General features: G+C 46.3%; 13 protein-coding genes and 1 pseudogene. 4 read left to right on the top strand and 10 right to left on the bottom strand.

The features are described from left to right. Positions 1-82: 82 nt before the first annotated feature. Complete coding sequence (locus tag M5J74_RS01345; RefSeq protein ID WP_250017192.1) at positions 83-1,501, bottom strand: protein-glutamate O-methyltransferase CheR; 1,419 nt, start codon at positions 1,499-1,501, stop codon at positions 83-85. A 315-nt stretch (positions 1,502-1,816) separates the two neighbouring features. On the opposite strand from M5J74_RS01345, the gene M5J74_RS01350 reads away from it, so the two are divergent. The 3 genes from M5J74_RS01350 to M5J74_RS01360 all read left to right on the top strand — a co-directional run bounded on the left by M5J74_RS01350 (position 1,817) and on the right by M5J74_RS01360 (position 5,179). After that, on the top strand, positions 1,817-2,788 hold the full coding sequence (locus tag M5J74_RS01350; protein ID WP_051033319.1) for an NAD(P)H-dependent glycerol-3-phosphate dehydrogenase: 972 nt from the start codon (positions 1,817-1,819) through the stop codon (positions 2,786-2,788). A 440-nt stretch (positions 2,789-3,228) separates the two neighbouring features. Next, a complete protein-coding gene (gene sigC, locus M5J74_RS01355; protein WP_015152358.1) occupies positions 3,229-4,479 on the top strand; it encodes an RNA polymerase sigma factor SigC in 1,251 nt (416 codons plus the stop codon). Positions 4,480-4,723: 244 nt separating this feature from the next. Continuing rightward, on the top strand, positions 4,724-5,179 hold the full coding sequence (locus M5J74_RS01360; RefSeq protein ID WP_015152359.1) for a Fur family transcriptional regulator: 456 nt from the start codon (positions 4,724-4,726) through the stop codon (positions 5,177-5,179). A gap of 45 nt (positions 5,180-5,224) precedes the next feature. On the opposite strand, the gene M5J74_RS01365 is transcribed toward M5J74_RS01360, so the two are convergent. The 9 genes and pseudogenes from M5J74_RS01365 to M5J74_RS01410 all read right to left on the bottom strand — a co-directional run bounded on the left by M5J74_RS01365 (position 5,225) and on the right by M5J74_RS01410 (position 11,544). Continuing rightward, positions 5,225-5,716 (bottom strand): SH3 domain-containing protein, encoded by a 492-nt coding sequence (locus M5J74_RS01365; RefSeq protein WP_250015039.1) that lies wholly within the window; start codon positions 5,714-5,716, stop codon positions 5,225-5,227. A 157-nt stretch (positions 5,717-5,873) separates the two neighbouring features. Continuing rightward, positions 5,874-7,387 (bottom strand): annotated as a pseudogene (locus M5J74_RS01375) (AAA family ATPase). An 11-nt stretch (positions 7,388-7,398) separates the two neighbouring features. After that, positions 7,399-7,908 (bottom strand): DUF177 domain-containing protein, encoded by a 510-nt coding sequence (locus tag M5J74_RS01380; RefSeq protein WP_015152362.1) that lies wholly within the window; start codon positions 7,906-7,908, stop codon positions 7,399-7,401. A gap of 82 nt (positions 7,909-7,990) precedes the next feature. Then, positions 7,991-8,509 (bottom strand): R3H domain-containing nucleic acid-binding protein, encoded by a 519-nt coding sequence (locus M5J74_RS01385; RefSeq protein WP_015152363.1) that lies wholly within the window; start codon positions 8,507-8,509, stop codon positions 7,991-7,993. Positions 8,510-8,512: 3 nt separating this feature from the next. Then, the gene (gene yidC, locus M5J74_RS01390; protein WP_015152364.1) at positions 8,513-9,664 is read right to left on the bottom strand and encodes a membrane protein insertase YidC; all 1,152 of its coding nucleotides are present in this window, start codon (positions 9,662-9,664) and stop codon (positions 8,513-8,515) included. Positions 9,665-9,816: 152 nt separating this feature from the next. Continuing rightward, positions 9,817-10,209, bottom strand: coding sequence for a PH domain-containing protein (locus tag M5J74_RS01395; RefSeq protein WP_015152365.1), 393 nt, complete (start codon positions 10,207-10,209; stop codon positions 9,817-9,819). Further along, positions 10,196-10,609, bottom strand: coding sequence for a ribonuclease P protein component (gene rnpA / locus M5J74_RS01400; protein ID WP_015152366.1), 414 nt, complete (start codon positions 10,607-10,609; stop codon positions 10,196-10,198). Before rnpA ends, M5J74_RS01395 begins: the two co-directional genes overlap by 14 nt. 150 nt (positions 10,610-10,759) lie before the next feature. Further along, a complete protein-coding gene (gene rpmH, locus M5J74_RS01405; protein WP_015152367.1) occupies positions 10,760-10,894 on the bottom strand; it encodes a 50S ribosomal protein L34 in 135 nt (44 codons plus the stop codon). A gap of 137 nt (positions 10,895-11,031) precedes the next feature. Then, entirely contained in the window at positions 11,032-11,544 is a 513-nt protein-coding gene (locus tag M5J74_RS01410) for a DUF2808 domain-containing protein (protein ID WP_015152368.1), read from the bottom strand. Between the two features lie 122 nt (positions 11,545-11,666). Between M5J74_RS01410 and M5J74_RS01415 the strand changes: the two genes are divergently transcribed. Next, the gene (locus tag M5J74_RS01415) at positions 11,667-12,017 is read left to right on the top strand and encodes a hypothetical protein (protein ID WP_250015045.1); all 351 of its coding nucleotides are present in this window, start codon (positions 11,667-11,669) and stop codon (positions 12,015-12,017) included. Positions 12,018-12,024 lie beyond the last annotated feature (7 nt).

The raw sequence follows: 12,024 nt of genomic DNA on the forward strand, positions 1-12,024 counted from the left end.
CTAAAGCGCTATGTCGCGCGTTCGAGACGTACCAGTCCCGTAATTTAAGATATGAAGTCAGGCAGAGCGATCGCAATTGCCATCAATTTCTAAATTGCATATCTCTTTCGATAAATTGTATTTCTTGATGTAAGGCTTCTAATTCTTTGTGAGTCTCTTCCAGCTCAATGCGAGTTGTATCAAGTGCCGTTTTTGTTTCCTGACATGTTTCCGAAACTCTGGCTAATTCCGAATATTTGTATTCTAGTTTTTCTATGATTTGTTGGCGATCGCTGACATCGATGAACGTCAAGTTAACTCCCAGCAAATCATTATTTGTGCTGAAAACAGGTGCGATAAAAATATCGAGATACTTTGTTCCTTCTGAAGTTATCCACTTAATATTTTTCAAATTGACTGGACGACGATCGCAGTAAAATTTGCCGATCGCAACATGGGAACTCACTAACTTTCCGGGTAAAAGTTCTGAAAACGGAAGGCTCCAATCGGAGAGCGTTAATCTAAATAAAAAGTTTGCCTGTTCGTTAGCAGCAACTAAACGATTATTCAGATCGACCGATAGCTGAGCAAAAGGACTTGTCTCAAATGCAGCTTGCCAAAAGCATAGTTGGGAGACTAGTGAATCGCTAGCTTCCTTTAGGCGAAATTTAGGAGTGATTGAGAGGCGATCGCCTAACTCCAAATGTAGTCCTTTGATATAAATTCGATGCTTGATATTGTCTAGCATGAAAATCGGTCTTTGAGCGGTCAGTGTTTCATGCTTACCTAGAAAGAGAAAGCCGTTGTTTTTCAGCGCAAAATGAAAGCGAACCAGAATTCTTGCTTGGATATCTGGATTGAAATACATTAGGGTATTACGGCACGCCAGCAAATCGATTTTGGACATCGGTGCATCTTCAGCTAGGTTATTACAACCACAGATGACCCTACGGCGAAGTCTGCGATCGAACGCATAGCCTTGCTCGGTTGGCTCAAAGTATTTCTTGAGTAAATCTGGAGCAAGTCCTTTCACTTCATTCGCGCGATAGACCCCTTGTCGGGCTTGTTGAAGGGCAACTTTATCCACATCGGTAGCATAGAGTTGAACTCGCTGCAAACACGACTCAATTCCCAAAGCTTCTGCAAACAAAATGAGTAAACTGTAAACTTCCTGCCCAGAAGCACAGCCCGCACTCCAAACGCGAATCGGTTCGTCAGGCTGTTTGCTAGCAATAATTTGAGGCACGATATTGCTGGCTAGATAATCCCAAGCTTCGCGATCGCGAAAGAAACTAGAAACGTTAATCAGTATGGAGTCTAAAAGCTCAATCCACTCTTGAGAATGGCTTTGCAAATACTGTAAATAGTCCTGATAGCGCTCAATGTGGAGCTGCTGCATTCGGCAAGAGAAACGCCGCATTAAGGTAGGGCGTTTGTAGCCTGTAAAGTCACAACTCTGGTTGCGTTTGAGGTAGTCTAATAACGCTTCAAAATCTCGATCGAGTTCGGGGGCTTCATTAATAAATTTTAAAGTTTATCTTGGTAGTTTAAAATTCTTAATACAAAACTTATTGCGACTTCAGCGAAAATAGCCAGCCGATCGCGGTTGCTCCTGACTCAACTCCCAAACTTTCGACATGGAACGTCCCATTGTGGAGTTCGACCGAGTATGGTGTCTCTATGCTACTGACACTGACATTGTGTCGCTCTACCAGTTTTCTTTCGTTACCCTCAATAGACTGGGGCGGATCGATCGAGTTAACCTAGACTAGAGAGCGAGGCTCTCAGGTAAAATCCGCTCTAAAAATTGAGTCATAATTGAGATTTTAGATTTGTGATTCATCCAAAATCCCAGTCTCTCGCTAGCGATCGCCAACACTCAACTCAAAATCCAAGATCGGTGGTGGTTCTAGGTGCTGGGGCTTGGGGAACGACGTTAGCATCTCTCGCAGCAGCTAATGGTCATCGCGTGCAAGTGCGATCGCGGCGCGATGGGGCAATTTCGCCTAGCGAGATCGAACGTGCGGATGTAGTTGTTTCTGCTGTCTCAATGCAGGGTGTAGCAACAGTCGTTCGAGAAATTCAGACTTTACCACTCTTGCCGACAACAATTTTTGTCACGGCAACCAAAGGACTCGATCCGGTCACAACTCTCACCCCAGCCCAGATTTGGCAGGCGGCTTTTCCCGATCGCTCGGTAGTTGTACTGTGCGGTCCTAATTTAGCCAAGGAAATTCAACAAGGATTACCCGCTGCAACTGTTGCTGGTAGTACTGACGACAACGCCGCAGTAGCAGTGCAAGCAGTATTTTCTTCACCGCAGTTCCGCGTTTATACCAATTCCGACCCTTTGGGCGTAGAGTTGGGGGGAACGCTGAAAAATGTGATGGCGATCGCGGCGGGTGTTTGCGATGGTTTGCAGTTGGGTACAAATGCTAAAGCTGCACTCGTTACCCGTGGACTGACGGAAATTATCCGCATCGGCAACAGCTGGGGAGCAAAAACAGAAACTTTTTACGGTCTATCTGGTTTGGGCGATCTGCTGGCAACTTGTAACAGTCCCCTCAGTCGTAATTATCAAGTTGGATATCAACTCGCCCAAGGTAAAACCCTGTCCGCAATTCTCGCTCACCTAGAAGGAACAGCTGAAGGCGTGAATACGACTCAGGTACTCATGCAACGCGCTCGCCAGCAAGACATCTATATGCCGATTACGGCTGAAGTTTATCGTCTCCTGCAAGCGGAAATTACACCCAAGCAAGCGCTGGAAGCACTGATGCTGCGCGACCTCAAATCGGAATTATTGTAGAGGCGATGGTTCGACCGAATCGCTCCTACGTAAATCCACACAAATTTCATAAAACTTTACGCGATCGCGGCTGATTCTCCGAAATTTCTCAGGCAAAAATTGTAGTTTACACTGGGGTGCGATCTCACACATTTATCTTAAATCGCGTTTATTCTTGAAACGCTTATTTTCCGATACTTTTCAGCCTTTCAACAAGATATTGAAACCAAATTGCTGCTTTAAGTATCCGCAATCCTAACATCCGTAGCAGTATCAGTTCGTACTTGAATTCACTAGAAAATTTGGAGTTATTCCTGAAGTTAGTGGGCGCGATCGTCAAGTTTCCTCGTAAATCTAGCAGCAAGATGTTAGTTCGCCAAGATCGCTGGGAACAATAGCATCAGCAACAAGAAGCAACCGAGTGAAGTCTATTGTCACCTGGAGCAGTTGAGATAACCCCTATGCAAGCACTATCTTTTTACGCGGACGCAGCCTACGAACCCCAATCAGCACCCCAGCGCTTTCGGTCAGATTATCCAGAAGATGATACCGATCTGGGCGTAGATGACCTGCTGACTTTGGATATTGACTCTAACGAGCGGGAGAGCCTACAACCTGGTGTTACCCGTCGGACTACAGACCTAGTTCGTTTATACCTGCAAGAGATCGGTCGCGTCCACCTGCTAGAAAGAGATGAAGAAGTTTCCGAAGCTCAAAAAGTGCAGCGTTATTTGCGAATGCGGGCGCTGTGCGTCAGTCATGCAGCAAAGGACGACTCGATTATCAAAACATACATCACCCTAATTGAAGCCCAAGAGCGCCTGACCTCCGAGCTAGGACACCGCCCCTCTTTAGAACGATGGGCTGCTAGCGCTGGTATATCCGTGATGGAACTCAAACCCGCTTTGGCAGTTGGGAAGCGCCGTTGGGCTGAAATTGCCAAAATTACCGTCGAAGAATTAGAGCAAATTCAAAACGACGGGATTCATGCCAAAGAACACATGATCAAGGCGAATTTACGCCTAGTTGTTTCAGTTGCGAAAAAGTATCAAAATCGCGGTTTGGAACTGCTAGATCTGGTTCAAGAAGGTACTCTGGGGTTAGAAAGAGCGGTAGAAAAGTTCGATCCTACCAAAGGTTATCGCTTCAGCACCTACGCTTATTGGTGGATTCGTCAAGGTATTACCCGCGCGATCGCCACCCAAAGCCGTACCATCCGTCTTCCAGTTCACATTACAGAAAAACTGAATAAAATTAAGAAAGCTCAGCGAAAACTGGCGCAAGAAAAAGGTCGTACCCCTACAATCGAAGATATTGCGCTCGAATTGGAGATGACTGCGCCTCAAGTACGGGAAGTGCTACTGAGAGTTCCTCGTTCCGTATCTTTGGAAACAAAAGTTGGGAAGGAAAAAGATACTGAGTTAGGAGATTTACTCGAAAACGACAGTATTTCCCCTGAAGAGTTGCTCATGCGTGAAGCTCTCCATCGAGATTTACAGCAACTTTTAGCAGATTTAACCGATCGCGAACGGGATGTTATTTTGATGCGCTTTGGTCTGGGAGACGGACACTGTTACTCTCTAGCCGAAATTGGACGCGCTTTAGACTTATCACGGGAAAGAGTGCGTCAAATTGAATCTAAAGCACTACAAAAGCTACGACAACCCAAACGACGCAATCGCGTGCGGGATTACTTAGAGTCCTTGAGCTAACAATTTGAGCTAACAACATCGATCGGGTGAAGGATCGTGACCGTGTTTTTTACAACCTAGTTAGATTCACTTTCATTCTTCGTTCTTCACCTCTTCTGCCTATTTTTTAGCCAGAAGATTTTTATTATCTGTAAACTACGACTCTCTTTTCTTAAAAATCATTCTCAATAGTTATAGCTTGTTGACACTTCAACCAATAATTGACTATACTTATCAATTATTAAGCTTGCTTAAAAAGGTGGTTATGACTGCATACTCAGCTACCTCACTTAAGGCAGAACTCAACGAGCGGGGTTGGCGACTCACACCGCAGCGCGAAACGATCCTACAGGTTTTTCAAGAACTGCCTAGAGGAAAACATCTAAGTGCGGAAGAGCTTTACCAACAATTAGAAACTCAAACAGCAGGAATCAGTCTGTCAACGATTTATCGCACTCTAAAGTTAATGGCGCGGATGGGAATTCTGCGTGAGCTGGAGTTAGGAGAGGGACATAAACATTACGAGATCAATCAGCCTTACCCTCACCACCACCACCATTTAATTTGTGTTAGGTGCAATAAAACAATCGAGTTTAAAAACGATTCCATCTTAAAAATTGGCTCAAAAACAGCTGAAAAGGAAGGGTATCATTTGCTCGATTGCCAACTAACAATTCATGCTGTTTGTCCTTCTTGTCAAAGAGCGTTGTTGCCGATCTAGAATCTTGGTGTTATTGGTTGTCGGTTGTCGAGCGCAGCTTGCTCTTCACTGGATTTTCTCAATGTTACCTGCTTTGATCCAGCCTTCGCGATCGCTATCCGATAAGCGAACTCTTTGCCAATTTTTATCTGGACTTGCTTCTAAAACTACGATTTGTTGATTGTATTCCAACCCGCCGATGCGTTCAGCACCCGCTCCAGGCTCGGCACGGAGACTTAAGCCTTTTTCCCAAGACACCCTAGCTCTATAGGTTCCTGGCGCTAGAGGCTCAGTAGAATTAGTGTCAGAATCCGCTTTCTCGATCGTAGATTCAGCGTTATTAGTATTATCGGGATTAGATATTTCAGGCTGTGCTTGCTGTTTCGGAGCAGGCACAGCTTTTGGTTTTTGGTTGAGTTCGTTAGCAAAAGTCGGCTTAGGCGGATGAGTTGTGACTCTATACATAAAATATAAAGCAATTGCGGCGCTACCACCAGCCAAGATCGCCAGCGCTAAGCTAACACCCAGGACAAATTTAGCTGCTCCTGCCAAAGTCATGGCGATACCCTACTATTGTCCCATAATCACTACAGCACGAATCCTAGCATAATCGTCTGAATGTAGTAGATTTTTTAATTATTGGTAATTGGTAATGGGTAATTGGTAATTGGTAGTTGCCCCTCTGCTCCCTGCTCCCTGATAACTGATAACTGTTCTACTGCAATTGCCGCTGAATTCGGTTGCTCAGGCTGCTGTGTTTAGAGGCAAGACGGGCTTTTCCAGCCGCTGCCCAATCTTGCAAAAACTGAATTTGTTCTTGGGCAGTACGGGCAAGAGGAATGATTTGACTCGCCGCCTCTAAAATGTCGTCAGTAGTAAAGTCTCGATTTTGACTGAAGCCGATGTGCATGGCTTCCACGATTGTTTGCTCGATTTCTGCCCAGAAAAATCAGGAGTTTCGTAGGCAAGGCGATCGAGATCGTAACTTTTGAGATTATGCGATCGCAGGCGAGATAAATGGACGGTGAAAATTGCTTTGCGTTCTTCCTGAATCGGTAAACCAACAAAAAAGATTTCGTCGAATCTGCCTTTACGCAACATCTCGGGTGGTAAAGCATGAATATCGTTGGCAGTAGCAACGACAAACACGGGAGAAGTTTTTTCTGCCAACCAAGTGATAAATGTTCCAAAGACGCGGCTAGTCGTGCCAGCATCGCCTTTTGCTCCCAACCCGGCAAAAGCTTTATCAATCTCATCTACCCAGAGAATACAGGGAGATAGAGCTTCTGCGACTTGAATCATTTGTCGGGTGCGAGATTCCGATTCTCCGACCAAACCACCGAATAATCGCCCCACGTCCAAGCGTAACAAAGGTAAGTGCCAGTGATGGGCGATCGCCTTAGCTGTTAGCGATTTACCCGTTCCCTGAATTCCAACTAACATCAGTCCGCGTGGATGGGGTAAACCATATGCCCTAGCGCGTTCGCTAAATGCTCCACCCCGACGTAACAACCAATCTTTGAGATTGTCTAAACCGCCAATATCCGAAATTTTTTCAGTGGCAGGGTAAAAGTCAAGAATTTGAGTTTGGCGAATGGTCTGGCGCTTTTCTTCCAAAACCAATTCGACATCTTCCGGTTGAATCTCTCCGTGAGAGGCGATCGCTCTTGCTAGTACCCGCCGAATCCGTTCGATCGATAATCCTTGGCACGAACGCACGAGTTCATCTACCGTTTTAGCCTCTAAAGATTGCCCTGTGGCTGCCAAAAGGCGTTCTACCTCCAACTTAATCTCAGCGGCTGCGGGTAGGGGAAATTCTAAAATGGTTAAAACTTCACCCAATTCTTCCGTAGTGACGATTCGTGGCGACAGCAAGACGATATTTTTCGGTTGCGATTTGAGTACCCGCGCTAAGTTGCGGAGTTTGCGCGACACGGAAACATCTTCTAAAAAGCGATGAAAATCACGCAAAATAAAAACTGCCGGAGCCGAAGCAGGCAGTTTCTCGACAAATTCTAGAGCTTGTAGAGGATTGCGACGACCGAAACCAGCATCGTTAGGATTACCTTGGTAGCCATCGACAAAATCCCAAGTATAGACAGCGCGATTTCCTTGGATGCGGGCTTCTTCCCGAATTGCTACTTCGGCTCGTTCTTCCTCATAGGTAGGAATATAGACGATCGGGTAGCGGGCGCGTAGCAACAGTGCAAACTCTTCGCGGAAGCTCATATCAGGTGTCCCTAATTAGACAAGTGATTTTTCAAGGATTCTAAAGATGCCCAGCGGCGATCGCTTGATGGTTCTGACGGTTCTTCTGGCTGCGGCGATAGTTGAATGCCCTGACACAGACTGTCACACAACTGACGCTGAGGCATGGCTAGACATAACTGCTGGTACAACCACTCCCCAGGATCGAAATGACCTGTAGGCTGTAAAGTTTCGACCAGATCTTCAAATGCGACTTCTAACTCGATCGCAGTTTCTTCTTTACCTGCTTCTGGATCTAGCCAAATAATTTCTGAAGCTTCTACTTTCAGGCGATGGTTGTACTGTTGCAAACAGCGATGGCAAGTTAAGGTAACGATGGTTTCTACCTGAGCTGAAACCTCTAAGTAGTTGCCACCGTGTTGCACGCGCACCTGACCACGCACCGGAGTTAGGGTGTCTAGATCGGGTAAGAACTCATCAACCTCGATGACCCTAGTTTTTTGCGGTGCTGTGGTCAGATGAGGAATGTAAATTGCCTCCATAGGGCTTGCCAAGTTGTAAATTAAATAATCTCAAATCCTTAATTCCGAATTCCGAATTCCGAATTCCGAATTCATTTCCAGTCTAACTACTACCGATCGTGCGAATCACCAACTGACGATGCGGTTCTTTGCCACGACTGAAACTTTCTAAATCGGGAAAATCCTTCAAAAAAGTATGAATTTGCCTCCTTTCAGCGGACGAAAGAGATTTGATCTCCACCTCTTGTCCTGTGGTACGGACTTGTTCTATCGCTGAGGTGGCGATCGCTTGAATTTCTGCTTGTCGCCGCAAACGATAGCCATCCAGCTCAATTATATAAGCGGCTTGCCGTTCCTGAGGTTGATTTAAATTCAGGGTAGCATTAGCAAGATACTGAATGGCATCTAGAACCGAACCTTCCGCACCAATCAAAGCTTGGACTTGCTCTGGTGGTAAACTAGTCTGCTCGATTGTCAGCCAATAACTATCGTGTTCTTCTGGGTCGCTGTTTGCTGTCTTTGGGGTTTGCAGTTTAGCTGTAACTTGAGTAGAGACTCCTGACAGTTGCAGGAGTTGCTCTAGCCATTGCTGACCCCGCTGCCCGATCTGCTCGTCACTCATGATTTAGCCTGAAGGTTTCTCTTTTTTCTTCCGCCCTGGTTCAAAAGGAAGCGACTGACGACCTGCATCGTCTCCTGCTTTAGCATCTGCTGCTTCGACAAGCTTTTGTAAGTTTTCTGGCAGGGGTTCGCGGGAAACAATGTATGTCTGGAGTGTTTGGAATATATTCGCAATCAGCATGTACATCAACACGCCAGCAGGTAGCGGGAAGAACAAAAACATCCCTGAGAAAATAATTGGGGTGATCTTGTTGACTGTATCTTGTTGGGGATTGTTAGAGGTAGAACCTTGACCGGATAGCACTTGGTTGAGATAGAGACTTAGACCAAAACCAATCACCATTGCCACAATATCCCAATGGATCGTTCCGTCTTCATCAAAAGCGCCAACTCTGCCGAGGGCATCAATAAATAAAAAGCCCTTGTTAGCTGCAAGTCCAGGGATTGTTGCTTGAATTGTCACATCACCTGGTTGGAGGGCTTCGATAGTACCGTTTTCATCAATTTTTATCCTTTCTTCCCCTTTAGTGACTTTCCATTTGGGGACGAGATTGGTGTCGGGATACTCTGCTGCTAGGGCTGAGAAAGGCTTGCCCTCTGGAGTTTGAAAATCAATTTTAGTTTTGTCCCCGACCACCAATTTATTACCACTGGGCAAGATCGCCGCAACGCGAGCGTGAACGCCATCGGTTATGTAAATGTTTTGCGGCGGAGTGGTAAAAGCCTGCGGCTGAATGCGTTCGATCTGTTCTTGGGGAAAGACTTGCAGGTTGACGTTGTAGTTGATATCCGAAAACGGCGAGCCCCGCAGCGTCGCGAATAGGGCGAACAGTACGGGCATTTGCAGTAAGACTGGCAAACATCCTGCCAATGGATTGCCAAATTCTTTGTAAACAGCGCCCATTTCCTCCTGCATTTTGGCAGGATTGTCTTTATAACGCTCTTGAATCTCTTTGACGCGCTTTTGCATCAAAGGTTGAGTAACTCGCGTGCGGCGCATCGTCCGAATCGATCCGGCACTCAGCGGATAGAGCGCAAAGCGAATCACCAGTGTCAAGGCTACGATCGCCAACCCGTAGCTCGGCACGATCCCATAGAAAAAATCTAGGATCGGCAACATGACGTTGTTGGAAAGAAACCCTATACCAAAATCCATTATCTTGAAGTCAACCTGAAATAATTTGTCATTCGTCTGAATCTAATCTATCCGATTTTAGTCATCGGTCATTTGTCATCAGTCATTTGCCAACCAATGACAAGCGATCGATAACTAACAACAGAGAACTACTAATTGCTTACATAATATTCTCAAGTTGTAGCTTTGGTTTTGACTTGAGGATTTTTTTCGGCTGCCTTTTCGCTGATATAGTCGTATAGTTCGCGGAATTTGGGAACCGATCGCATTTCCAAACGGCTACCGTTTCTTAAAGTTAGTACCATATCGCCCCATAAACCGAAGCCACGCGGCACTTTCACAATTTTGACAATTTCAGCATAAATGATATCGGTGCGATCGCGCCCCATCCAGCCGCCTGTAACAGAAATACGGCGATTTGTGATGCGGTAGCGCAACCACAATGCCCGTACAATTGCACCAACTGTTAAGGGGATACCAATCAGCGTCAGCCCGATGAGCAGGTTAATAATTAGATCCCCAACGTGAGGACCACCTTCGTAGTAAACTTCTTCACGAATTCCCATTAAGCACCTCGGCTGCTACCAATAACTGCTCTAATTCTTGCAGAAATTGTTTGGTTACGCACTCCTGTCGTGCTGCTGATGGGTGAACGATAACTACCAGTAACCATCCAGGTGAAATTCGCGGCAATAGACAGCGAAAGGCAACCCGCAGTTGTCGCTTAATCCGATTGCGAACGACTGCTTTTTTACTCACTTTTGTGCTGATGGAAATACCGATCCGTGTAGGCGCACCTACTTTATGCGTAGCTGTGGCTAGCTTGCCATCTGCTACTGAAGTTGTGGCATTTTGCATTCGCAAAGCTCTCAAAGTCATGCGATCGCTGTTGCGCCGTATTCCAGCTCGAAATACGGCGCGAAAGTCTTCTCTACTTGAGAGCCGATTTACTTTTGACAAACCCAAATGACCAGTTATCAGTGAAGAACGGGAGTAGGGAGCAGGGAGCAGGGAGTAGGGAAAAGTTGTCAGCAGCTAGTTAATTGTCTCTTGCAAAAGCGCCAATTACCAATTACCACTCACTACTCACTGATTCAGTCACTTCTATTAGGGACTTTAGACAGTGAGGCGATGACGACCTTTTCTGCGGCGCGCTCTAATCACGTTTTGTCCGTCGGGGGTACGCATCCGAGCGCGAAACCCAGATGTTCTCTTTCTTTTGCGGTTAGTACCTTCCAGCGTGCGTTTCATAAATCTGCTCTCTCAGTTATTCGGAATTTTTAGCTAAAAAAGTCACAATCTGCAATTTTAGCATGAAACCTTCGTAACCAGATAGTTGTTGTAGAGACGTTACGAGTAACGTCTCTACAACAACCGCCGATCGCCGATTAACTGATAGTAACGATCCACGTTCCCAGATAGCGCAGTAGCGGTACGTCTCCAGGTGTTTGAATCTGACAGTTAAAGTAGAAAGTACCACCAGAGCTAGGATTTTTCACGTTCGAGAAGACCAATTCCACTCTGCTACCAGCTGGAACGGGTTCTTTAGGATAAATATCGACTTTATGATTTTCCTTATCCCAAACAACTTCTTGCAACGGCACTTTATCGCCTTTAATCCGCACCTCAATCCGATCGGTGTCAAATTTACCTTTAAAATAGTCCGGGTAGGAAATAGAAAACTGCGATACTGCCAAGTTCAGCTTTTTCTGTGGAATTCTCAACCGATAGCGATCCCAGCCGCTAGTTTGTCCGCCAAAGTCTAATTTGTAGGGGAGTTGATTCTCGCGCTTTACGCCACTCCAGAGAGTAAATCCTGATGTACCCTGAGCGGATGATACAAGGGGCAACCCAGTTAGTAATAAGCCAGAAACGGCGATCGAGGCAAGTAGGCGACGCATAAAATCTCCTTCGGACAACAATTGTAATGAGCCGCACTCCTCACAAGCAAGAATAGTGCGTTACTAAGTCTAATTTACTAGAACTCGCTCGCTCTCTACAGACGCTGCGTGTTAGTTATTAGTTGCAGTTGTCAGGGAGCAGGGAGTCGGGAGTCGGGAGCAGGGAGCAGGGAGACAAGGGGGACAAGGGGGACAAGGGGACAAGGGGACAAGGGAGACAAGGGAGACAAGGGAGACAAGGGGGACAAGGGAGACAAGGGAGACAAGGGGGACAAGGGAGACAAGGGAGACAAGGGGACAAGGGGGACAAGGGGACAAGGGGGACAAGGGAGACAAGGGCGACAAGGGGGACAAGGGAGACAAGGGCGACAAGGGGGACAAGGGAGACAAGGGCGACAAGGGGGACAAGGGGGAAAAAATTCTCCCTTGTGTCCTCCCACACTTCCCACCCCCCATTCTTTACTGGTCACTGATAACTGA

The organism is Chroococcidiopsis sp. CCNUC1 (assembly GCF_023546805.1).
GTDB lineage: Bacteria > Cyanobacteriota > Cyanobacteriia > Cyanobacteriales > Chroococcidiopsidaceae > Chroococcidiopsis > Chroococcidiopsis thermalis.